The organism is Streptomyces sp. NEAU-174, from assembly GCF_052665095.1.
The window spans coordinates 264049-286262 of sequence record NZ_JBQTCE010000001.1 but is presented as its reverse complement, the minus strand read 5'-3'; the positions used below and the strand labels follow the sequence as shown (position 1 = coordinate 286262).

The following is a 22214-nucleotide window of genomic DNA, read 5'->3' as shown; positions in this document are numbered from 1 at the left end:
CCGTCCGGAACGGGCCGCCCGGTCGGTCAGAAACGGGCCGCACCGGTACCCCGGTGCGGCCCGTCACCGCTTTCGCGGACCGCTTACTTCACGTTGATCGCGGTCCAGGCGGCGGCGACCGCCTTGTACTCGGTGGAGTTGGCCCCGTAGAGGTCGGAGGCGGCGCTGAGGGTGCCGGTGCGGGCGCCCGCGTACTTGGTCGTCGAGGTCCAGTACGTGGTCAGGGCCCGGTACCAGATCTTGATGGCCTTGTCCCGGCCGATCCCGGTGACGGTCGAGCCGTCGTAGGTCGGGCTGTTGTAGCTCACGCCGTTGATCACCTTCGCGCCGCTGCCCTCGGACAGCAGGTAGAAGAAGTGGTTGGCGGGGCCGGAGGAGTAGTGGACGTCGATGTTGCCGAGCGTCGAGGACCAGTAGTCCTTGGACGCCCCGTCCTTGCTGGGCTTGTCCTGGTAGCGCAGCGGGGTGCCGTCGCCATTGATGTTGATCTTCTCGCCGATGAGGTAGTCACCGGCGTCCGCGGAGTTGCCCGAGTAGAACTCCACCGCGGTGGCCATGATGTCGGAGGTGGCCTCGTTGAGACCGCCGGGCTCACCGGCGTAGTTGAGGTTCGCGGTGGCCGCGGTCACGCCGTGGCTCATCTCGTGGCCGGCCACGTCCATCGAGGTCAGCGCGTTGGCGTTGCCCGAGCCGTCGCCGTACGTCATGCAGAAGCAGGAGTCCTGCCAGAAGGCGTTGACGTAGCTGTTGCCGTAGTGGACGCGGGAGTACGAGCCCGCGCCGTTGTTCTTGATGCCGTTGCGGCCCAGGAACTCCTTGTAGAAGTCCCAGGTCTCGGCCGCGCCGTAGTGCGCGTCGACGCCGGCGGTCTGGCGCCCGCCGCCCCATACGTCGTCCGCGTCGGTGAACAGGGTGCCGGTTCCCGAGCTGCCCTGGTTCAGGTCGTACGTCTTGTGGTTGCCCCGTGTGGAGTCGGTGAGGCTGTACGTGGAGCCGCTCTTGGTGGTGCCCAGGGGCACCGTGCCGCTGTACTTGCTGGTGCCGCTGCCGGTCTCGACGCCCTCCCACTGGGACAGCTTCTTGCCCGTGGTGGCGTCGGTGACGACGTGCAGCTCGCTCGGGGTGCCGTCGGCCTGCGTGCCGGTGACGACGGTCTCCCAGGCCAGGACGGGCTTGCCGGTGGCCGCCCAGACCACCTTCCGCGGCGACTTGGCCTTCTCGCCGGTGGTCGCCTTCGGCGCGGCCTTCAGCGCGGTGCCGGAGGCGGCCGAGGAGGCCACGGCGGCGTCGGTGCTCTTGACCGCTATCCGCGCGTCGGTGGCCTTGTTGACGGAGCGCGCGCCGCTGGTCTTCTCGTGGACGACCAGGTCGCCGCCGAGGACGGGCAGCCCCGCGTAGGTGCGCTCGTAGCGGGTGTGAACGGTTCCGTCCGCGTCCTTGATGACGTCGCGGACGAGGAGCTTCTCCTTGGCCCCGAGCCCGAGGGACTCGGCCTGCGCGGAGGCGTCGGCCTGGGCCGCCTTGATCGCGGTGGCGCGCTCGCCCGCGGTCAGCGGAAGCGCCGTGGCGCCCGCCTCGCGGGAGCGCTCCGGCTGGGCGCTGGCCTGGCCGGTCTGCACGCCGATGACGACCATGGCGGCGGAGGCGACGAGCGCCGCCACGCGGACGGTCTTCTTACGGGGGGAGGAAGCGATGGGTCTCACTCGGTCTCCTTGCCTTGGGGCCGCCGGGTCGCGGCCCTGTGTAGGGGGTACGGCCGGCCATGGGTGGGCCGTCCGGTCGAGCAGGAGTGGTGCGAGTGGTGCGCAGAGAGGTGCATGAAGTGCATGAGGTGCATGAGGTGCATGCGGGCCTTACCGCGGAGTCAGAAGACGCGCGGCGGGCCGACCAGAGATTGTCATTGAACGATCGATTGGGATAGGCGCGTAACAAGAATTTGACTCGACGTTGTTCAAGTAGGGGCGAATTCGGTCAGCGAGGCATGAGGCAACAACGGCTGGTTGATGCCGACTTATGCCACTACGTCATGCCCCTGCCGCATCGGTGATCCCGACCGGCGCGGGGGCGGGACCCGGCCGATCACCCAGGTGACGAGCGCGGCGGGGCGATCGGCGGGCGCGCCGGGCGGAGTTGCCGAGTGTTGCCGTGTACGCGACGAGAAGACGATCTGCGCGCTGAGCGGTGAGCGACCGGGTTTTCCGGGGGCGCCCGGCGGGCGTGTGCGGGGTGCCCGGCGGGGCCGAGGTCCGTGGCGGAGGTGGTCGGGTTCTGCGCGGTGGGCGGTGCGTGACGGCGTTTCCGGGGGGCGCCCGGCGGGCGTGTGCGGGGCGCCCGGCGGGGCCCAGGTCCGTGGCGGAGGTGTCGGGTTCTGCGCGAGGGGCCGTGCGCGACGGCGTTTCCGGCGGGCGCGGCCCCGGCCTCAGAACTCCAGCACCGCCCGGTAGCGCGCGCGTCCGTGGCGGACGTGGTCGAGCGCCTCGCCGATGCGCGCGACCGGGAACGTCTCGACGACCGGGCGGATACCGTGCCGCGCCGCGAAGTCCAGCATCTGCCGGTTCTCCTCAGCCGATCCCACGACGCCGCCGACGAGCCGCTTCTCGCCCGGCAGCAGGCTCAACGGGTGGAAGCTGAACGACCCGTGGGGAACGCCGACCACGCACAGCGTCCCCTGCGGGCGCAGCGCCGCCAGATACGCGTCCCACGGCAGATCGGCCGAGACGGTCGAGAGGATGAAGTCGAACGAGCCCGCGGCCCGCTCGAGCCCCTCCTCCGCGACGATGAACTCATGGGCGCCGAACAGCCGGGCGTCGTCCGCCTTCGCCGCCGTCGAGGAGATGGCGGTCACATGGCAGCCCCACTTGGCGAGGAACTGGATCGCGAGGTGGCCCAGGCCGCCCACGCCCACCACGGCGACCCGGTCCGTGGGCCGGACCCCGTTCCGGCTGATCGCCGAGAAGACCGTGATCCCGGCGCACATGAGCGGCGCCGCGTGCTCGGAGGCGAGGGCGTCGGGCAGGGGCTGGACATACCGCCAGTCGCTCGCGCGCACCCGGGTGGCGAACCCGCCGCGGTCGCCGCGCAGCACCGTGTCGTCCTTGTGCGGGCACAGGAACTGCCGGCCGGTGAGGCACCACTCGCAGCTGAAGCACGCCCCGGCCACCGCGCCGACGCCCACGCGCTGCCCCACGGCCAGCCGCGTGCCGTCGACGGCGCTGCCCACGGCCTCGACCACGCCGACCGCCTCATGCCCCGCGACCACCGGGAACCGGGAGACGCCGTACACGTCGTCGACCAGGCCGATGTCGGTCTGGCAGACGCCGCAGTGCGTCACGGCGACATCGACCTCCAGCGGCCCCAGGGGCTCCGGCTCGTACTCGAGCGGCTGTACGGGCCCACCGGCCTGCTCCACCGCGTACGCGCGCACGGTCATGCGTCCCACCTCAATTTTCTAACTAACTAGTTGGTTGGATTTTTGTACGCTACGCGCCCACCCCCAGCGTTGGCAACTAACCAGTTGGTAATCTGAACCCGTGTCTCCCCGGAAAAGCGATGCCACCCGCCGCCGCCTGCTCGACGCGGCCACCGCCGACTTCGCCGCCCACGGCATCGCGGGCGCCCGCGTCGACCGCATCGCGGCCGCCGCGGGCGTCAACAAGGCGCAGCTGTACGCCTACTTCGGGGACAAGCTCGGCCTCTTCGGCGCCGTCTTCCGCCTCCACGCCGACGCCGTCGTCGACGCCGTCCCGTTCACGGCCGACGACCTCCCCCGGTACGCCGTGCGGCTGTACGAGACCGCCATCGAACGGCCGGAGCTGATCCGCCTGGCCACCTGGGCCAAGCTCGAGGGAGTGGTCACCGACAACCTGGTGACCGAGTCATCCGCCGTCACCGTCAAACTCGAGGCGATCGCCGAGGCCCAGCGCGCCGGCCGTGTCACCGCCTCGATCGACCCCCCGGACATCCTCGCGCTGGTCCTCGCCATGGCCCTGACCTGGTCCGCCGCCGGCCTCTCCGCCACCGCCGCCCCCGACGACCCACCCAAGATCCACACCCGCCGCAAGCAGGCCCTGACCCAAGCGGTCTCGGGCGCCTTCGGCGCAAGCGCGGATCGTCCTCCGAAAGGGTGACAACGGGCTCAGTCGCCCGAGACCGCTCGCCTACGCTGGAAGCATCGCTCCGTACGAAGGAGGTCCACCGTGGCACTGACGGCTCCCGAGCGCGAGGCGCGCACGGACAGTGGCGAGAGCACCGCTTCATCGGTCGAGGAAGCCTTCGTGGCGTTGAGCGCGGCAGCCCCCGAGGGATGGCGCGTGGAATTGATCGAAGGGGAAATCCACGTGGTGCCTCCCGCTAATGGCGAGCACGAAGAGATTGTGTCCGAGGTCGCGGACCAGGTGACCAGTCGTCGCACGAACAAGGAACTGCGGACGCGTACTGGGCTTGGGCTCCTCGTTCCTGGAGCTTCGGCCACCGGCAAGGTCGTTCCGGACATCGTCATCGCGCCCAAGGGGAGCTTTGACGACTCCTTGGAGTACCACGACCCCGGAGCGGTGATGCTCGTCGGCGAGGTCACGTCACATTCGACCGCCGACAACGATCGGGGCCCCAAACTGCGGGGCTACGCGGCGGCGGGCATCCCGTTCTACCTGCTGATCGACCGGGAGCGGAACCAGGCCGTCCTGCACTCCCTGCCCGCTGGGAAGAGGTACACCCGCAAGGTCGAGGTCGACATCTCCCAGCCGCTGTCGCTGCCCGAACCTCTCGGGTTCGACCTGGACACCAGCGAGTTCTGACCCCCTTCCCCTTCAGCGTGGACATGGCCACGGACACGGCGAGGGCCGCCCCGGGTGGGGGGCGGCCCTTGGTGGTGGTGCGCTGGTGGGACCTCAGACGTTGACGCCGAAGTCCTTGGCGATGCCCACCAGGCCGGAGGCGTAGCCCTGGCCCACGGCGCGGAACTTCCACTCCGCGCCGTTGCGGTACAGCTCGCCGAAGACCATGGCGGTCTCGGTGGCGGCGTCCTCGCTCAGGTCGTAGCGGGCGATCTCGGTGCCGCCGGCCTGGTTGACGATGCGGATGAACGCGTTCCGCACCTGGCCGAAGTTCTGGCTGCGGGACTCGGCTTCGTAGATCGAGACCGGGAAGACGATCTTCTCCACGTCGGCCGGCAGCCCGGCCAGGTTGACGTTGATCTGCTCGTCGTCGCCCTCGCCCTGGCCGGTGACGTTGTCACCGGTGTGGACGATGGTCTGGTCCGGCGTGGACTTGTTGTTGAAGAACACGAAGTGCTGGTCGGAGTAGACCTTGCCCTGCGTGTTCACGGCGATGGCGCTCGCGTCGAGGTCGAAGTCGGTGCCCGTGGTGGTGCGGACGTCCCAGCCGAGGCCGACCGTGACGGCGGTCAGGCCCGGTGCCTCCTTGGTGAGCGAGACGTTGCCGCCCTTGGACAGGCTTACAGCCATGGGGAGTCCCTTTCGTGGTCTCGATGGTCCGAGGCGACGGGCGAAGCCGTCGTCACCCTCCACAACGCCATGGATGGCCCGACAGGTTCCAGCTCTCTTTACTTTCTTTGCCAAACCCTGATGTCGGAGTGCGACGAGATAACAAGATGACGTCACCGGGGTCGGGAGGCGACCATGGGGGACATGCCCGCGCCCTATGTCATCCGAGGTTCGGTCTTCCTGCCGGAGGCCGAGTTGATGTGGCGTTTCTCGCGGTCCTCCGGGCCCGGTGGACAACACGTCAACACCAGCGACAGCCAGGTCGAGCTGCGCTTCGACCTCGCCCGCACCGAGGCGCTGCCGCCCGTATGGAAGGAGCGCGCCCTGGAGCGGCTGGCGGGCCGGCTGGCGGACGGAGTGGTGACCGTACGGGCCTCCGAGCACCGTTCGCAGTGGCGTAACCGCGAGACGGCCGCCGTAAGGCTCGCGTCACTGCTCGCGGAGGCGACCGCGCCGCCGCCCAAGCCGCGCCGCCCCACCCGGATCCCCCGAGGCATCAACGAGCGGCGGCTGCGCGAGAAGAAGCAGCGGAGCGAGACCAAGCGGGGGCGTACGGGGCGGGGCTGGACGTAGCCACGGGCCGGGCTGGACATAGCCCCGGGCCGGACCGGGGCGGACCGGGCCGGGCTGGGTCGGCCGGGCCGGGGCGACCGGGCCGGGCCGCGCGCTCACCGTTCCCCGGTCGCCACGTCTTCGGTGCGGCCCCGCGCCCCAGCTTCTACGGTGTCCCGCGTCCAGCTTCCTCGCCGCCCGCGCCCCAGCTTCTTCGGTGCCCCCTCACCCCAGCGCCCGGTAGCGCCCCCTGAAGTACGTCAGCGGCCCGCCCTCCGCGGCCGGTGCCGCCGCGGCGAGCACCCGGGCCACCACCAGCGTGTGGTCCCCGGCCGTCACCCGCTGCTCGGTGCGGCACTCCAGCGTCGCCAGTGAGCCCACCGCGAGCGGCGCGTCCGTATGCTCGCCCCGCACCACGGGCATGTCCTCGAACAGCAATCTGTCGCTGATGCGCCCCTTCATGGCGAATCGTCCCGCGATGTGCCGCTGACTCTCCGACAGGACCGATACCGCCCAGTGGGGCTGTCGCTCCAGGAGCTCGTCCATCCGGGACCCGTTGCGAACGCTCACCATCACCAGCGGCGGGTCAAGTGACACTGACATGAACGCGGTGGCCGTCATGCCGACGTCCTCGCCGCGCGGCCCCTCCTCCGGGTCGTGCGCGGTCACCAGCACCACACCCGCGGTGAACCGCGACAGCGCGGTGCGGAACTCGTCCTCGCTCACCCCACCAGCATGGGGGACGGCGGGCTCGGCTGGGCTGGAAGGAGTCGTCGGGAACACCCTTCGACGCTAACCGCCCCCGGCCGGTCCCCGCATCGGGCCCGGGGACCACTCCGGGCGTAGGTCGCGGGCCGTAAGCCCGGCGTCGGGCCGGGGGCGTCCGGGCTTCCCGAGTGGCCGCCTTGCAAGGCCAGGCGCCCTCGTTCCGGGATTTGCGATCACAAAAACTAGGAGCGCTCCCACCCGCTCTGTTGAAGAAGTGAACACGGTCTGTGACATGAGTCACAGCAGGCAGTAATTGTTGACCCTGTGTACCGAGTGGGCAGCTCGCTGTGATTCAGTGGCCGTGGCAATCGGACGACAAGACGCCAGGAGTTTGCTGTCGAGGTCTCGGGGGAGTGCGATCGATGGAGACCGAGTCGGAGCCGTACATCCGCCTTGCGACCCTGCGGCAGCTGCACCAGGTGGTCGCCGATCTGAACACCGCCCGCAGCTTCGCCGACACGCTCCAGGCCGTCGCCGACGGCGTCATCGCCGGGCTCGGCTTCGAGCTGTCGGCCGTCAACCTCGTCCGCCCCGACGGTGACCTCGTCGTCGCCGCGGTCGGCGGCAGCGCCGGGGCCGAGGCGCTGATGGCCGGGCGGGTCGGCTCCCGATCCTCCTGGGAGCGCCGGCTGGCCATGGGCGAGCGCTGGGGCGATCTGCGCTTCATCCCGTACAGCGAGGGCTGGGTCCTCGACGACGACGACGTCCCGCAGTGGCACACCCCGGGACCCGCCCCCCGTTTCCCGGACGAATGGCATCCGATGGACCGCCTGTTCGCCCCGCTCTACGCGGCGGGCGCCTCCGGCGGCGAGCTCATCGGCGTCCTGTCCGTCGACAAACCGCGCAACGGCCGCCACCCCGGCGCCTGGGGCCGCGAGGCCCTCCAGATGTACGCCTTCCACGCCGCCGTCGCGATCGGCAACGCCCGGCTGCGCGGCAATATGCAGCGCGCCCTGCTGCGCCTGGAGCGCGAGCAGCAGGCGCTGCGCGCCAGCGAGGAGTCCTTCCGGCAGGCGTTCGAGTACGCGCCCAGCGGCATGGCCATCGCCGAGATGGGCGGCGATCAGCACGGCCGGCTGCTGCGCACCAACGACGCCCTGTGCCGGCTGCTGGGCCGCCCGGCCTCCGCGATGCGCCGCTTCTCCTTCTCCGACCTGGTCCACCCCGAGGACATCGGCACCCTGCTGCGCACCTCCGCCGAGGGCGGCCGCGCCGAGCTGCGGCTGGCCCGCCGCGACGGTTCGTACGTCTGGGTCTCGCTGCGCAACTCGGTGGTGGCCGACGCCGCCGACGGCCCGCGCTTCCTGCTCACCCATGTCGAGGACATCGAGGAGCGCAAGCGCCATGAGCTCCAGCTCGCCCACCGCGCCAGCCATGACTCGCTGACCGGCCTGCCCAACAGCGCCGAGCTGCGCGCCCGGCTCGCCGCCCGGCTGTGCGCCACCGCGCCCCGGCCGGGCGGGGGGTACGAGGACGTGGGCGCCCCGGACGGCGGTGCCGCGGGCTCCGGCGGGGTCTATGTGGACGCGGCGGGGCATCTGCACGGCTTCGACGAGTTCGAGTTCTTCGGCACCCCGCCCCCGGTCGAGACCGCCCCGTTCGACGGCCATGTGCACACCGTCCCGCCCAACGAGGACTCCGACATCGACGACGGCCACAAGGGGCTCGCGGTGCTCTTCTGCGACCTCGACGGCTTCAAGTCCATCAACGACCGGTTCGGGCACCACGCGGGCGACGCCGTGCTCATCGAGGTCGCCCGGCGGCTGACCAACGGAGTGCGGGAAGGGGACACGGTCGCCCGCCTCGGCGGTGACGAGTTCGTCGTCCTCGCCGACGGCCTCGGCCGGGCCGACGCGGCTGACCTGGCGGTGCGGCTGCGGAACGCGATCATTCCGCCCATCCGGGTGGACGGCCGGGCGGTCCGGGTCGGTGCCAGCTTCGGTATCGGCTGGGCGGGCTGCGGAATGTCGGCCGAAGAGGTTTTGCACTCCGCTGACCAGCGGATGTACATCGAGAAGCGGTCCCGCTCCAAGGAGCGCCGCCGGGCGGGGTGAGGGGTGCGGGGCGGTGCGGGCGCGGGGTGATTGTGAGATATGTCGGCGGGTGGGAGGTGAGCGCCGCCGGGCCGGATGAGGTAGGGGGACGGTCGGGCGCGGTAGGCTGCGCCGATGCGGCCCTGCCGCCGACAGTGAACCGATCATGAATATTGGCCATCCGGACAGCACACGCCCTGTTGAGGCCCTCTCGACCCTGATATGAGCTGTCGTGGCGCGTTCTGATCCCGCGCCGATGGCCATATGCATAGGGGAGTGACGAGGGATGACGGCCGGCAACAACGGCTCGGGCACACCGGAGAACGACGACCCGTTCGCGTACCTGTATCGCTCGGAGGGCGATCAAGGGAACGAGGGCGGTCAGTCGGGCCAGCCGGGTGCCGCCCCCCGCACCGGTGGCTATGGCTACCCAGGCCCGGCCCAGCCGGGGGTTCCCCGCACCTCGTACAACCAGGTCCGCGCGGTGGGTGAGCGCAACTACGGCCAGCAGATCCCGAACCAGCAGCCGCAGGGTTACGGCCAGCAGGGCGGCTACGGCCGGCAGAACGCCCACTACGCCGCCCCCGAGACCCTGCCCGGCGGCGCCCCCCGCCAGCCCGGTGCGGCCGCCCCGCGCGGCGGCCATGGCGGAGGCGGCCGGGGCCCCAACAACAAGGGGCTGCTCATCGGCGCCATCGCCGTGGTCGCGGTGGTTCTCGTGGGCATCGGCGTCGCCATGATCACCAACGGTGACGACAACAAGGACGACAAGGCCGACCCGACCGGTCAGCCGACGGCGGGCTCCAGCGTCCAGCCCAGCGAACCCTCCGGGCCCTCCAAGGGCCCGGGCGAGGAAAAGCTGCCCATCGAGGACGCCGCGAAGATGAAGCTGACCGGCGGCGCGGCCCCCGCGAGCGACATCAAGGGCGCCAAGGCCGCGGGCGGCACCTACGTGGGCGGGCTCAACACCCCGGGCTCGTCCGCGACCTGGAACGTGGACGTGGCCAAGGCGAAGTCCTACCGGCTGTACGTCACCTACGGCGTGCCCGGCGAGGACCAGAGCATGTCGCTGACGATCAACGGCAAGAAGGAGACGCGGCCGCTCAACATGAAGAACTTCTCGGGCGGGCCGAAGGGTGACTACGAGAAGGGCTGGACGGAGACCTGGTCGATCGTCCAGCTCACGAAGGGCACCAATACGATCACCCTGTCGTGCGACCCCGGCGACAAGTGCGATGCCAACCTGGACCAGATGTGGCTCGCCAAGGCCAAGGGGTAACCAGGGGCTGGGCAAGGGCTGGGTGGTGTCCGGCGGTACGCGTACGCCTGCGGCGGGCTGCTCCCCTCCCCGCCCCTTCCCGAAACTGGGGCTCCGCCCCAGACCCCGGGGGCCAGGGGCGGAGCCCCTGCCGCGTGGCGGAGCCGCCGGACACCCCGTAGGGCCGGGACGGCGCTCCGTGGTTGGTCAGGCTGCTGCTGGGTGTTCCGTCACTTCGATCCGCGTCAGCGCCTCGTCGTAGACCGCACGGTCGAACTCGCCCGCCGCCGGGGCCCTTACGGCGGCCGCCGACAGGGCGACGGCGCGGGCCAGCCGGTCCGGCCAGGGGGCCTCCTCGACCAGCCCGGACAGCAGCCCCGCGACCGCCGCGTCCCCGGCGCCCGTCGGATTGCCCGTCAGCCGGCGCGGTGGGGTGGCGCGCCAGGCGCCGTGGGCGGTGACCATGAGCATGCCGTCCGGGCCCAGCGAGGCGGCCACCGCGCGTGCCCCGCGCCGCCGGGCGTCGCGCGCGGCGCGCAGCGGGTCGGTGGAGCCGGTGAGCCCGGCGAGCTCATCGGCGTTGGGCTTGACGAGGTGGGGGCGGGCGGCGATGCCCCGGCGCAGCGGTTCGCCGCTGGTGTCCAGCAGCGTGGGCACGCCCGCCGCGTGCGCCTCGCGGATGAGCTGGGCGTACGTCCCGACGGGGACCCCGGGCGGCAGGCTGCCGCACAGCGCGACCGCCGACGCCTCGCGCAGCAGCCGGCCGTAACGGTCCATGAAGGTGGACCACTCGGGGGTGGTGACGATCGGGCCCGGCTCGTTGAGCTGGGTGGTGTCACCCGTGGCGGCGTCCACGACGCCGATGGTGCGCCGGGTGGTGCCGGCGATCGGGACCAGCGCGTCGGTGATCGTGCCACGAGGGGCCTTGGGGCCGCCGCCGGGCGTGGCGAACTCGGCGAGCAGCTGCCGCAGCACCGCACCGGTGACCCCGCCGACGAAGCCGGTGACGACGGTGTCATGGCCCAGCGCGGACAGCACCCGGGCCACGTTGAGGCCCTTGCCGCCGGGTCGTTCGGTGACCTCGGTGACGCGGTGGGTGGTGTGCGGGCGCAGTTCCGGCACCCGGTAGGTGACGTCGAGGGCGGTGTTGAGCGTGACCGTGAGGATCACCCTGGCATCCCCTCTCCCGTCCCCCCGCCGGACGGAGACTCCTGTGCTGAATGCGACTGTGTGCCGAGCCGTGCGTACCCGAGCCGTGCGTACCCGAGCCGTGCGTACCCGAGCCGTGCGTACCCGAGCCGTGCGTACCCGAGCCGTGCGTACCCGAGCCGTGCGTACCCGAGCCGTGCGTACCCGAGTCGTGCCTGCCCGTTCCCGTGCCCGAGCGATCATGCCAAAACGAGTGGCTTCGGCCCAGACCTCCGCGTCATTCCGGACAGCGTCCGACAGTGGCAACACCCCGTCACCGCCACCTGAAACCAGGGCACTTCAGCTCAGTTCGGGACGGACCACCCAAGCGCCCCGGCGCATCACGCCCCGCAGCCGGAAGTCGTCGTCGAGCACGACGAGATCGGCGTCCTTGCCGGGCTCGAGCGAACCCACCCGGTCGGCGATGCCCAGCACCCGGGCGGGGGTCGCGGACAGCGCCCTTACGGCCGCCTCGACGCCGAGCCCGTCGATCGTGACGGCCCGCCGGAAGGCCCGGTCCAGGGTGAGGGTGGAGCCCGCGATGGAACCGGCCGTCGGCCCGTCGCTGATCCGCGCGACACCGTCCTTGACCTCGACCTCCATGGGGCCGAGCGGATAGCGGCCGTCGCTCATGCCCGCCGCGCCCATCGCGTCGGTGATGAAGGCGACCCGGTCCGCGCCCGCCCGGTGGAAGGCCAGCCCCAGGACGGCGGGGTGCAGATGGGTGCCGTCGTTGATCAGCTCCACGGTGATCCGCTCGTCCTCCAGCAGCGCGGCCACCGGGCCGGGGGCGCGGTGCAGCAGCGACGGCATCGCGTTGAACAGGTGGGTCGCCACGGTCGCGCCCGCCTCGACGGCCTCCAGCGTCGCCTCGTACGTCGAGTCGGTGTGGCCGACGGCCGCGAGGACCCCGCTGTCGGCCAGCAGCCGTACGGACTCCAGCCCGCCCGGCAGCTCGGGGGCGAGGGTCATCATCCGCGCGGTGCCGCGCGCCGCGTCCACCAGCTTGCGCACATCCGCCGGATCGGGCGCGCGCAGCAGCGAGGGCTGGTGGGCGCCGCAGCGGTGGGGGGAGATGAACGGCCCCTCGAAGTGGATGCCCGCCAACTCGCCCTGCTCCACCAGCTCCGAGAGGGCGGCGGCCTGCCGGGCGAGGTCGTCCAGGTCGCCGGTGACGGTGGAGGCGAGCATCGTGGTGGTGCCGTGCCGCCGGTGCGTACCAATGGCGGTCAGGGCCTCCTCGGGGGTGCCCGCCGAGAACGAGGCACCGCCGCCGCCGTGCACATGCAGATCCACGAAGCCGGGGACGATCCAGCCGCCCGCCAGGTCGAGCGCCTGCTCGCCCGCCAGGTCGCCCGCCAGGTCGAACGCCCGCCCGCCGCCGGAATCCGCGTGGCCGGGCGCGGAATCCGCCGCGGGTCCGGCCGCCGGCTCCGCCGCGGGTCTGGCCGCCGGTCCCCCCGCGGGTCCGGTCGCCGGTCCCGCCACCGGCCCACCCGTCGGCCCGGTCGCCGGTCCCGCCGCCGTGATGCGCGTGCCCTCGACCGTCACCCGCCCGTTGTCGACCACGCCGTCCGGCAGGACCACCCGGGCGCCGGTGAGATGCGTTCGCTGGACCATCAGGCGGTTACCTCCGTGGAGAGTCGGTCCCAGGCGAGCAGACCCGCGCCCAGGCAGCCGGCGGTGTCCCCGAGGGCCGCCGGGACGATACGGGGGAGCTGCTGGAAGGTGAGCCGCTCCTCGACCGCGGTGCGCAGCGGTGCGAACAGCGTCTCCCCGGCCTCGGCCAGCCCACCGCCGACGATCAGCACACCGGGGTCCAGCAGGGTGAGGCCGGTGACCAGGCCGTCGGCGAGCGCGCCCACCATCTCCCCCCACACGGCCACGGCCCTGGGATCGCCGGACCGTACGGCCTTGGCGCAGTCGGCGGCGTCGGCGGCCGGATCGCCGCTCGCGGCGGCCCAGGCGCGGCCCACCGCGGCCGCCGAGGCGAGCGTCTCCAGACAGCCGGACTGACCGCAGCCGCAGGCGGCGCCGCCCGGCCGGACGACGATGTGGCCGATCTCGCCGGAGGAGCCATGGGTCCCGGGGTCGATGCGCCCGTCGACACCGATGGCGCCCGCGATGCCGGTGCCGACGGAGACGAACAGGAAGCGCCGTGCGCCCTCGCCCGCTCCTATGCGCCCCTCGGCCAGCCCGCCCAGCCGGACGTCATGGCCGAGCGCGACCGGGATCCCGCCCAGCCGCTCGGTGAGCAGTGCCCGCAGCGGGACGTCGCTCCAGCCGAGGTTGGCGGCGAAGACGGCCACCCCGCGGCCCTCGTCCAGGACCCCGGGCACCCCGACCCCCGCGGCCAGCGGGGGCCCGCCGAACCGCCGCTCGCCGATCTCGCGCAGCTCGGCGGCGAAGTCGAGGATCGCGGCCACGACCGCCTCGGGCCCGCGCTCCCGCTCGGTGGGCCTCCTGGCCTCGTGGAGGAGTGTGGTGTCCGCCCCGACCAGGGCGGCCTTCATACCGGTGCCGCCCACATCCAGGGCGATGACGTGTTTCACATGGAACAGTCTCGCGCGATCCACCATGAGAGGTCTAGTCCACTCGCCGCTTCTCGTCGGGAGTTCACGCCGTCGCCCGTAGCGGAGTTGGTGTGAACCAACCCCTCCGTTTGTGACTGGGTGACACATCCCACTTACGCGTGTAGCACCTCGCTCACCTGGGCATTTGGGCTCTGATACCGAAGCGATATGCCCATGGTGTAGACCTTGTGGAGGTTTGCAAGGCAGACTCGCTCGACCTCGGGGGAGGACCCTTGAGGATGAAACAAGCCATAGGGTGGGAAAACAGCGGTGCAGCGGCGACGGTTCTTGGGTCTGACAACGGCAGGGGTCGCGGCGGTGGCGACGGCACCAGGACTCACCGCCTGCGGCAGCGAAAGCTCCGGCTCCGGCGGTGATGTCACCCTGAAGGTGGTCGCGGCCGACTACGGCGACAGCACCGCCAACAGCTCCCAGAAGTACTGGAACAAGGTGGTCCGGGCCTTCGAGGCCAAGAACAGCGGCCTCAAGGTCGACGTCAAGGTCTACAGCTGGACCGAGGTGGACCGCCGGGTGGCCGAGATGGTCAAGAACGGTCAGGCCCCGGACATCGCACAGATCGGCGCGTACGCCGACTACGCCGCGCAGGGCAAGCTCTACCGCGCCGACGAGATGCTCTCCATCCCCACCCAGGCCGGTTTCATCACCTCGATCGCCCATGCGGGTGAGGTGCGGCGGGTGCAGTACGGAGTGCCGTTCGTGGCCAGCGCCCGGCTGCTCTTCTACAACAAGAAGCTCTTCGACCGGGCCGGGATATCCTCCGCCCCCACCAGCTGGGACGAGCTCAAGGAGGCGGCCGTCCGGCTCAAGGCCAACGGGGTGAAGATCCCGTACGGGCTGCCGCTCGGCCCCGAGGAGTGCCAGGCCGAGACCATGATGTGGATGCTCAGCGGCGGTGGCGGCTACACCGACCCCAACGGCAGCTACACCATCGACTCCACCCAGAACATCGAGGCCTTCGAATGGCTGCGTGACGAACTCGTCGGCGCGGACCTCACCGGCCCCGGCTCCCCCGCCCGCACCAACCGGCAGGACACCTTCGACGCCTTCGTCCGCGGCGAGGTCGGCATGCTCAACGGCCACCCCACCCTGATGCAGCAGGCGTCCGGCCACGGCATCGCCTACGGCACCGCGCCGCTGCCCGGCCGCAGAGGCAAGTCCCCGTCGACGATGGGCGTCGCCGACTGGCTGATGGCCTTCAAGCAGAACGGCCACCGTAAGGAGATCGGGAAGTTCCTCGACTTCGTCTACACCGAGGACAACGTGCTGGACTTCGTCACCGAGTACGACCTGCTGCCGGTGACCACCGCCGTCGAGCAGACGATGCTCGGCGACCGTGAGTACAAGCGGCTGTGGCGGTTCCTGGACGAGCTGGAGACCGCGGAGTTCTACCCGGCCGACAAGACCTCCTGGGCGGAGGTCAGCAAGCTGATCAAGCAGAAGATCGGCTCGACCGTGGCCAAGGGCGGCGACCCGGCGAGCGTGCTGGGCCAGATCCAGCGCGAGGCCGACGCCATGGAGAATGCCGGGGCATGACAGACGCCGACGCCATGGAGAATGCGGGGGCATGACAGTGGACACGCCCGACCCCGGCCCTTCCGAAGACCCCGCCGACCAGGCCGGGGAAGCGGAGCCGGGCGCGGACACCGGGCTGTCGGAGCGCGACCTGGCCGTCCTCGCCGTGGAGCGGCGCGGCTGGCCGGGCCCCGGCGCCAAGGAGCGGGCCATACGGGAGGGGTTGGGCCTCTCCCCGACCCGCTACTACCAGCTGCTGAACGCGCTGCTTGACGACCCCAGGGCCCTGGAACACGACCCGGTGACCGTCAACCGACTGCGCCGGATCAGGGAGGAACGCCGAGGAAGGCGCTGACGCGCCGCGGGGCGGGACGGCCGGAACCGTGCACCGGGGGGCGATCGTGGGGGCCGGTCACCGGGGGAACGGCCGGGTGGGGCCCGTTGTGTTGGCGGGGCCGGTAGGGTCGCCGGCATGGGCAGCGCTATGGGAAGTCACCCCGTCCCCGTACCCACCACCTCCGCCGGTCGTGAGGGCCTCGTCGCCCTTCTCGCACGGCCCGGGCGCGCCGTCGTCGGACTCGACTTCGACGGCACCCTCGCCGAGATCGTCCCCGACCCCGACCAGGCCCGCGCCCACCCCGGCGCCGTCCCCGCGCTCTCCCGGCTGGCCCCGCGGATGCGCTCGGTCGCGGTGATCACCGGACGGCCGGCCGAGATCGCCGTACGGTACGGCGGCTTCGCCGGGGCCGAGGGGCTGGACGGGCTCGTCGTCCTCGGCCTCTACGGCGCCGAGCGCTGGGACGCGGGCAGCGGCGAGGTCCAGGCGCCCGACCCGCACCCCGGCGTCGCCGCCGTCCAGGCCGAACTCCCCGCCGTCCTCGAGGAGCACGGCGCCTCGCGCGGTACGTGGATCGAGGACAAGGGCCGCGCCGTCGCCGTCCACACGCGCCGTGCCGAGGACCCCCAGGCCACGTTCGAGCGGCTGCGCGCGCCGCTGCACGCCCTCGCCGAGCGCCACGGGCTGATCGTCGAGCCTGGCCGACTGGTGCTGGAGCTGCGGCCGCCGGGCATGGACAAGGGCGTCGCGCTCATCGACTACGTACGGCGGACGGGCGCGGAAGCCGTGCTCTACGCGGGCGACGACCTGGGCGACCTGGCCGCGTTCGCGGCGGTGGAGCGGCTGCGCGAGGAGGGCGTGCCGGGGCTGCTGGTGTGCAGCGGCAGCACGGAGGTGACCGAGCTCGCCAAGCGGGCCGACCTGGTGGTGGACGGCCCGGCGGGCGTGGTGGACCTGCTGTCGGCTCTGGCCGCCGCGGTCAGCGACGAAGCCGCCTAAGCAGGTCGGAGGAAGTCCGCTACGGTTCGGGCAGCGCCCCGAAGGGGCGCGGGGCCGTGTCGATGTGCGGCTCCGCCGCGCGGGCGCGACCAGCCACGACGGCGCCGCAGTCGGCCGACGACCCATCGCGACACTTCCAGCGGAGCGCTTAGGGCTGGGCGGGACAGCGGCTCGCCCGCCCGGCATCCGGATCGCGTCCGGCGCCCGGGGGCCGTGTCCGTAAGCCGGGCCGTGACGCGAGCGCGCCGCGCCGCGCCTTGTGCCCGGGGCGCGTTACTCACCCGGGCCGAGCCGTCACAGCGCCCGCAGCTGCGCCAGGAACCAGGCCTGTGGCGGTAGCGCGGTCGCCGCGGCGGCGAGCCGCTTCGTGCGGTCCGCGCGCTCGTCGTCGCTCATGCGCAGCGCCTCATGCAGCGCGCGGGCCGTGCCCTCCACGTCGTACGGGTTCACCACCAGCGCGTCCTCGCCCAGCTCGGCGTACGCGCCCGCCTCCCGGGACAGCACCAGCGCGCAGCCCCGCTCGGAGACCACCGGGACCTCCTTGGCCACCAGGTTCATCCCGTCCCGGATCGGGTTGACCAGGGCCACGTCCGCCAGCCGGTAGGCCGCGAGGGACCGGGCGAAGTCGTCCTTCACATGCAGGGCGACCGGGGTCCACCCCTCCGTGCCGTACTCCTCGTTGATCTCGTCCGCGATCCGCCGCACCCGCTCCGTGTAGTCGCGGTAGACCGCGAGGTCCTGGCGCGAGGGGTAGGCGAACGCGACGTGCACCACGCGCTCGCGCCATTCGGGACGGGTCTCCAGCAGCCGCCGGTAGGCCAGCAGCCCGCGCACGATGTTCTTGGACAGCTCGGTGCGGTCCACCCGGACGATCGACTTCCGGCCCGGCCCGATCTGCGCCCGCAGAGTGCTCAGCCGTTCGTCCACATCGGCCCGGCGCGACCGCTCCCGCAGGAAGTCCGCGTCGGCGCCCAGGCCGTGGACGCCCAGCCGGGTCTCCCGGCCCTCGAAGCGCACGGCCGTCACCATGCCGCCACCGCCACCGCTACCGCTACCGCTATCGTCGCGGACGATCTCCGCGCCCAGCACCGCCGCGCAGCAGTCGGCGAAGGCGGTGGCCCAGCGCTCGGTGAGGAACGCGGCGCGGTCGCCGCCGAGGATGCCGCGCAGCACACCCGCCGCGACGTCGTCCGGCAGCAGCCGGTAGTAGTCCGGTGGGGCCCACGGGGTGTGGGAGAAGTGACCGATCCGCAGATCGGGGCGGCGCTCGCGGAGCATCGCGGGCACCAGCGCCAAGTGGTAGTCCTGCACCAGGACGACGGCCTCGTCCACCGCCTCCTGGGCAAGCGCGTCCGCGAAGGCCGCGTTATAGCTCTCGTAGGCCGCCCACTGCTCGGCGAACTCCGCGTCGAAGACCGGCTCGACCGGGGTCTGGTAGAGCAGATGGTGGACGAACCACAGCACCGAATTGGCCACGCCGTTGTACGCGGCGGCGAAGACGTCCGGCGCGATGTCGAGCATCCGCACCTGCTGGCCGCCGGTGTCACCGGGGTTCAGATGGCTGTCCCCGGCCCGCCGCGCCGCCTCGCGGTCGCCCTCGCCGAGCGCCGCGCACACCCACACCCCGCCCGACTCGGGGCCGATCGCGCTGAGCCCGGAGACCAGCCCGCCACCGCCGCGCCGGGCGGTGAGCGAGCCGTCCTCGCCCAGGGTGTACGAGACCGGGCCGCGGTTGGACGCGACCAGGATCGGGGCGGTGCGCGGAACTGCCATGTCGCGAGCCTAGCCAGGCGCGGCCCCGCGCAAACGTACGTACGGTTTCTTGCCCCGTAGGTGCTATTCCGGTTCCCGGTTCCAGCCACGTGAGCGCCGAGACGCACGGCGTCACGCCACGTGTCACGCCGTGCGTCACGCCGCGCGTCACCCCGTGCGTCACGCCACGCGTCACCCCGTGCGTTACGCCGCGCGCCGCGCCGTGTACTCCGGGACCTCGACCATCGGCGGCCGCTCCTCGGTGTCCACCGCCGTGGTGCGCGGCTCGAAGCCGTTCTCGCCCCGGTCGAACTGGGTCAGCCGCGGCCGCACCAAGTGGCCCCTGGCCAGCCGCAGCTGTGCGGTGCGGTAGATCGCGGCCGCCATCCGGCCGAGCGCCTGCCCGTCCTGGTGGCGGTGTTTGCGTACCCCGATGTCCACCTGGCCGAGCGCGTCGAGCCCCACCGTGTGCAGCGCGTCCACCAGCAGCCCGAGCTCGACGCCGTAGCCGACCGGGAAGGGCAGCCGCTCCAGCAGCGAGCGGCGCGCCGCGTACTCCCCGCCCAGCGGCTGGACGAATCCGGCCAGCTGGGGCCAGTGCAGATTCAGCAGCGGGCGGGCGACCAGCTCGGTGACCCGGCCGCCCTGGCCCGCCAGCTCGCCGAGCGGGCGGTCGTACATGCCCTTCACCAGGTGCAGCGTGGGGTCGGTCAGCAGCGGACCGACGATCCCCGAGACAAAGCGCGGTTCGAATTCCCGCAGGTCGGCGTCGATGAAGCAGACGATGTCGCCGCTGGTGGCCAGCAGGGACCGCCACAGCACCTCGCCCTTGCCGGGCAGCGCGGGCAGCCGGGGCAGCAGCGAGTCGCGGGGGACGACGGTGGCGCCCGCCGCCGCGGCGACCTCGGCGGTGCGGTCCGTGGAACCGGAGTCCAGCACCACCAGCTCATCCACCAGCGACATCGCCTCGCCCATCAGCTCACGCCGGATCGTGTCGGCGATCTCGCCGACCGTGGCCTCCTCGTTCAGGGCGGGCAGGACCACGCTCACCGTCGTCGCCGCGGACCGCTTCGCGGCCAGCAGGCGATCCAGCGGACGGTCGTCGGCAGACCAGGAGCGGCGCTTCAGCCAGCGCTCCACCTCATCCAGCACCTGTGTCTCTCCCCTGCTGTGGTCGCTGTGACCCATCTCGCGCATCGGACGGCTACCTCAACCATCCGGGCCTTCGGTTACAGTCTTGAACAACGCACATGGCCGTCGTATGTCGGGGTCGACCTCGACGTTTACCGAGGTACCGACGTACCGACGACGCTGGTGCCGACAAACGCCCCGGGTCCGCCCGGCGCCATACCGCTCATCCAGAGGGGCAGAGGGAACGGCCCGTTGAAGCCCCGGCAACCCTCCAGCTGATCTCGCATTCCGCAGCGAGGCTCCCAGCTCGGGAAGGTGCCAATTCCGTCTCGTGGCGAAATGCGTCGCGAGGAAGATGAGGAGAAAGGGCCTCGCCATCCATGGCTGTGCAGTCAGTAGAAAGCTCAACGACCTCCTCCACCTCCGGTGCCTTCGGCCCCGCCGTCGCATTGTCCTGCCGGGAGTGCGGTGAGCGCTTCGAGCTGGGGCCGATCTTCGCGTGTGAGGCCTGTTTCGGGCCCCTCGAGATCGCGTACGAGCTCCCGGCCGGCGACCCGGAGGGGCTGCGCCGACAGATCGAGGCCGGTCCGAACAGCATCTGGCGCTATGCCCCGCTGCTGCCCGTCCCCGCGGACGTGGCGCAGCTGCCGAGCCTGAACCCCGGCTTCACCCAGTTGGTCAAGGCCGACCACCTCGCCCGTGAGCTCGGCGTCACCGGTGAGCTGCACATCAAGGACGACTCCGGGAACCCGACCCACTCCTTCAAGGACCGGGTCGTCGCCATCGCCGTCCAGGCCGCCCGCACCTTCGGCTTCACCACCCTCTCCTGCTCCTCCACCGGCAACCTCGCCGGCGCGGTGGGCGCCGCGGCCGCCCGCGCGGGCTTCCGCTCCTGCGTCTTCATCCCGCACGACCTGGAGGCGGGCAAGGTCGTCATGGCCGCGGTCTACGGCGGTGAGCTGGTCGGCATCGAGGGCACCTACGACGACGTCAACCGCTTTTGCAGCGAGCTGATTGGCGACCCCGCGGGCGAGGGCTGGGGCTTCGTCAACGTCAATCTGCGGCCGTACTACGGCGAGGGCTCCAAGACCCTGGCGTACGAGATCTGCGAGCAGCTCGGCTGGCGGCTGCCGGACCAGATCGTCATCCCGATCGCCTCCGGCTCCCAGCTCACCAAGATCGACAAGGGGCTGAAGGAGCTGATCGCGATCGGGCTGGTCGAGGACCGGCCCTACAAGATCTTCGGCGCCCAGGCCGAGGGCTGCTCCCCGGTCTCCGCCGCCTTCAAGGCCGGCCATGACGTCGTACGGCCGCAGAAGCCGCGGACCATCGCCAAGTCGCTGGCCATCGGCAACCCCGCGGACGGCCCGTACGTCCTGGACATCGCCCGCCGTACGGGCGGCGCGGTGGAGGACGTGAACGACGAGCAGATCGTCGACGCCATCAAGCTGCTGGCCCGCACCGAGGGGATCTTCGCGGAGACCGCGGGCGGCGTGACCGTCGGCGTGACCAAGAAGCTGATCGAGGACGGTCTGCTCGACCCGTCCCTGACGACCGTCGTGCTCAACACCGGCGACGGCCTCAAGACCCTCGACGCGGTGGCCCCCACCACGGGTCCCTCCGCCATCATCCGACCCACCCTTGACTCGTTCCGAGAGGCTGGCCTCGCATGAGCGTCAACGTCCGAATCCCGACCATCCTCCGCACCTACACCGGCGGTCAGGCAGAGGTCCCGGCCGAGGGCGCGACCCTCGCCGAGGTCCTGGCGGACCTGGAGAAGAACCACGCGGGCATCTCGGCGCGCGTCCTGGACGACACCGGCAAGCTCCGCCGCTTCGTGAACGTCTACGTCAACGACGACGACGTCCGCTTCGCCGACGGCCTGGCCACGGCGACCCCGGACGGCGCCGGGATCTCGATCATCCCGGCGGTCGCGGGCGGCTGCTGACCCCGCGCCCCCCTCCTCACCTTTGGCATCGCCCCGTCCGGGGACAACCGGACGGGGCGATTCCGTGTGTGGAATCGCGATACAGTTGCCCGGATTCCCCGACGGCTCCGGGGTCGGAGCCACATATGAGAACTCGTCAAGTTGTGCGTAAAGTGTGAGCGCGAATTGTCGGGTTGGTTCCTTATGTCCGGCCCGGCTTGCCCGAACTTCACATAATTTCTCACTTTTAACCGTTCGACCGTGCCCAGAATTCTCGTCCGATTGACCTGTTGCAGAGGGCGTTGGGACGGATACATTCAGCGGCGGTCGACGCGTTCCGGCGCACACCCCCCACATCCGGGGGGTGAGGTCTGACCCGGGTCCGCGGAGTGCGGTCCTGCGCAAGGGCCAGCAATAGGGGAGTTAGGAATGGCTCAGGGCACCGTCAAGTGGTTCAACGCGGAGAAGGGGTACGGCTTCATCGCGGTCGACGGTGGTGCGGACGTGTTCGTCCACTACAGCGCGATCCAGATGGACGGGTACCGCACCCTCGAGGAAGGCCAGCGGGTCGAGTTCGAGATCTCGCAGGGTCAGAAGGGCCCGCAGGCCGACATGGTCCGCGTGGCCGTAGGCTGACGCGCCGACGCGACGCAGCTGAAACG

20 protein-coding genes and 1 riboswitch are annotated in these 22214 nt (G+C 71.5%); of the genes, 11 read left to right on the top strand and 9 right to left on the bottom strand.

Going from position 1 to position 22214, the window contains the following annotated elements:
* Window positions 1–83: 83 nt before the first annotated feature.
* Window positions 84–1703: a M4 family metallopeptidase gene (locus ACT2CW_RS01190; protein WP_445515204.1), complete on the bottom strand. Its 1620-nt coding sequence runs from the start codon at window positions 1701–1703 to the stop codon at window positions 84–86.
* 716 nt (window positions 1704–2419) lie between these two features.
* Complete coding sequence (locus ACT2CW_RS01185) at window positions 2420–3430, bottom strand: NAD(P)-dependent alcohol dehydrogenase (protein WP_445515203.1); 1011 nt, start codon at window positions 3428–3430, stop codon at window positions 2420–2422.
* 100 nt (window positions 3431–3530) lie between these two features.
* Here ACT2CW_RS01185 and ACT2CW_RS01180 point away from each other — a divergent pair, with 100 nt between their 5' ends.
* Together ACT2CW_RS01180 and ACT2CW_RS01175 are read left to right on the top strand one after the other, a co-directional pair.
* Window positions 3531–4127 (top strand): TetR family transcriptional regulator, encoded by a 597-nt coding sequence (locus ACT2CW_RS01180; protein WP_445515202.1) that lies wholly within the window; start codon window positions 3531–3533, stop codon window positions 4125–4127.
* Between the two features lie 69 nt (window positions 4128–4196).
* On the top strand, window positions 4197–4793 hold the full coding sequence (locus tag ACT2CW_RS01175; RefSeq protein ID WP_078642106.1) for a Uma2 family endonuclease: 597 nt from the start codon (window positions 4197–4199) through the stop codon (window positions 4791–4793).
* A 93-nt stretch (window positions 4794–4886) separates the two neighbouring features.
* On the opposite strand, the gene ACT2CW_RS01170 is transcribed toward ACT2CW_RS01175, so the two are convergent.
* The gene (locus ACT2CW_RS01170) at window positions 4887–5462 is read right to left on the bottom strand and encodes a TerD family protein (protein WP_037956321.1); all 576 of its coding nucleotides are present in this window, start codon (window positions 5460–5462) and stop codon (window positions 4887–4889) included.
* Window positions 5463–5636: 174 nt separating this feature from the next.
* Here ACT2CW_RS01170 and arfB point away from each other — a divergent pair, with 174 nt between their 5' ends.
* The gene (arfB, locus tag ACT2CW_RS01165; protein ID WP_445515201.1) at window positions 5637–6074 is read left to right on the top strand and encodes an alternative ribosome rescue aminoacyl-tRNA hydrolase ArfB; all 438 of its coding nucleotides are present in this window, start codon (window positions 5637–5639) and stop codon (window positions 6072–6074) included.
* 204 nt (window positions 6075–6278) lie between these two features.
* On the opposite strand, the gene ACT2CW_RS01160 is transcribed toward arfB, so the two are convergent.
* Window positions 6279–6779 carry a flavin reductase family protein gene (locus ACT2CW_RS01160; protein ID WP_445515200.1) on the bottom strand — a complete coding sequence of 167 codons (501 nt, stop codon included), beginning with the start codon at window positions 6777–6779 and terminating at the stop codon, window positions 6279–6281.
* A gap of 404 nt (window positions 6780–7183) precedes the next feature.
* Between ACT2CW_RS01160 and cdgB the strand changes: the two genes are divergently transcribed.
* Window positions 7184–8875 carry a diguanylate cyclase CdgB gene (gene cdgB / locus ACT2CW_RS01155; RefSeq protein ID WP_445515199.1) on the top strand — a complete coding sequence of 564 codons (1692 nt, stop codon included), beginning with the start codon at window positions 7184–7186 and terminating at the stop codon, window positions 8873–8875.
* 265 nt (window positions 8876–9140) lie between these two features.
* On the top strand, window positions 9141–10133 hold the full coding sequence (locus tag ACT2CW_RS01150) for a CBM35 domain-containing protein (RefSeq protein WP_445515198.1): 993 nt from the start codon (window positions 9141–9143) through the stop codon (window positions 10131–10133).
* A gap of 186 nt (window positions 10134–10319) precedes the next feature.
* On the opposite strand, the gene ACT2CW_RS01145 is transcribed toward ACT2CW_RS01150, so the two are convergent.
* The 3 genes from ACT2CW_RS01145 to ACT2CW_RS01135 form a co-directional block, all read right to left on the bottom strand.
* On the bottom strand, window positions 10320–11282 hold the full coding sequence (locus tag ACT2CW_RS01145) for a 1-phosphofructokinase family hexose kinase (protein WP_164425364.1): 963 nt from the start codon (window positions 11280–11282) through the stop codon (window positions 10320–10322).
* Between the two features lie 318 nt (window positions 11283–11600).
* Window positions 11601–12920 (bottom strand): N-acetylglucosamine-6-phosphate deacetylase, encoded by a 1320-nt coding sequence (nagA, locus tag ACT2CW_RS01140; protein ID WP_445515197.1) that lies wholly within the window; start codon window positions 12918–12920, stop codon window positions 11601–11603.
* Window positions 12920–13852: an ROK family protein gene (locus ACT2CW_RS01135; protein WP_445515196.1), complete on the bottom strand. Its 933-nt coding sequence runs from the start codon at window positions 13850–13852 to the stop codon at window positions 12920–12922. The genes nagA and ACT2CW_RS01135 overlap by 1 nt, the downstream gene beginning before the upstream one ends.
* A 291-nt stretch (window positions 13853–14143) precedes the next feature.
* On the opposite strand from ACT2CW_RS01135, the gene ACT2CW_RS01130 reads away from it, so the two are divergent.
* The 3 genes from ACT2CW_RS01130 (at window position 14144) to otsB (ending at window position 16742) form a co-directional block, all read left to right on the top strand.
* Window positions 14144–15427, top strand: coding sequence for an extracellular solute-binding protein (locus tag ACT2CW_RS01130; protein ID WP_445515195.1), 1284 nt, complete (start codon window positions 14144–14146; stop codon window positions 15425–15427).
* A 31-nt stretch (window positions 15428–15458) separates the two neighbouring features.
* On the top strand, window positions 15459–15761 hold the full coding sequence (locus tag ACT2CW_RS01125; protein ID WP_445515194.1) for a DUF3263 domain-containing protein: 303 nt from the start codon (window positions 15459–15461) through the stop codon (window positions 15759–15761).
* A gap of 129 nt (window positions 15762–15890) precedes the next feature.
* A complete protein-coding gene (otsB, locus tag ACT2CW_RS01120; protein ID WP_401644485.1) occupies window positions 15891–16742 on the top strand; it encodes a trehalose-phosphatase in 852 nt (283 codons plus the stop codon).
* A 294-nt stretch (window positions 16743–17036) separates the two neighbouring features.
* On the opposite strand, the gene ACT2CW_RS01115 is transcribed toward otsB, so the two are convergent.
* Both ACT2CW_RS01115 and ACT2CW_RS01110 read right to left on the bottom strand, forming a co-directional pair.
* Entirely contained in the window at window positions 17037–18515 is a 1479-nt protein-coding gene (locus ACT2CW_RS01115; RefSeq protein ID WP_445515193.1) for an alpha,alpha-trehalose-phosphate synthase (UDP-forming), read from the bottom strand.
* A gap of 183 nt (window positions 18516–18698) precedes the next feature.
* Window positions 18699–19646 (bottom strand): glucosyl-3-phosphoglycerate synthase, encoded by a 948-nt coding sequence (locus tag ACT2CW_RS01110; RefSeq protein ID WP_445515663.1) that lies wholly within the window; start codon window positions 19644–19646, stop codon window positions 18699–18701.
* A gap of 199 nt (window positions 19647–19845) precedes the next feature.
* Window positions 19846–19987: riboswitch (SAM riboswitch) on the top strand.
* An 18-nt stretch (window positions 19988–20005) separates the two neighbouring features.
* Between ACT2CW_RS01110 and thrC the strand changes: the two genes are divergently transcribed.
* The 3 genes from thrC (at window position 20006) to ACT2CW_RS01095 (ending at window position 22188) form a co-directional block, all read left to right on the top strand.
* Window positions 20006–21298 carry a threonine synthase gene (thrC, locus tag ACT2CW_RS01105; RefSeq protein ID WP_164425374.1) on the top strand — a complete coding sequence of 431 codons (1293 nt, stop codon included), beginning with the start codon at window positions 20006–20008 and terminating at the stop codon, window positions 21296–21298.
* Window positions 21295–21573, top strand: a complete 279-nt coding sequence (locus ACT2CW_RS01100; RefSeq protein ID WP_037960442.1) for a MoaD/ThiS family protein — start codon at window positions 21295–21297, stop codon at window positions 21571–21573. The genes thrC and ACT2CW_RS01100 overlap by 4 nt, the downstream gene beginning before the upstream one ends.
* Before the next feature lie 408 nt (window positions 21574–21981).
* Window positions 21982–22188, top strand: a complete 207-nt coding sequence (locus ACT2CW_RS01095; RefSeq protein WP_009716982.1) for a cold-shock protein — start codon at window positions 21982–21984, stop codon at window positions 22186–22188.
* The last annotated feature ends 26 nt before the right edge of the window (window positions 22189–22214 follow it).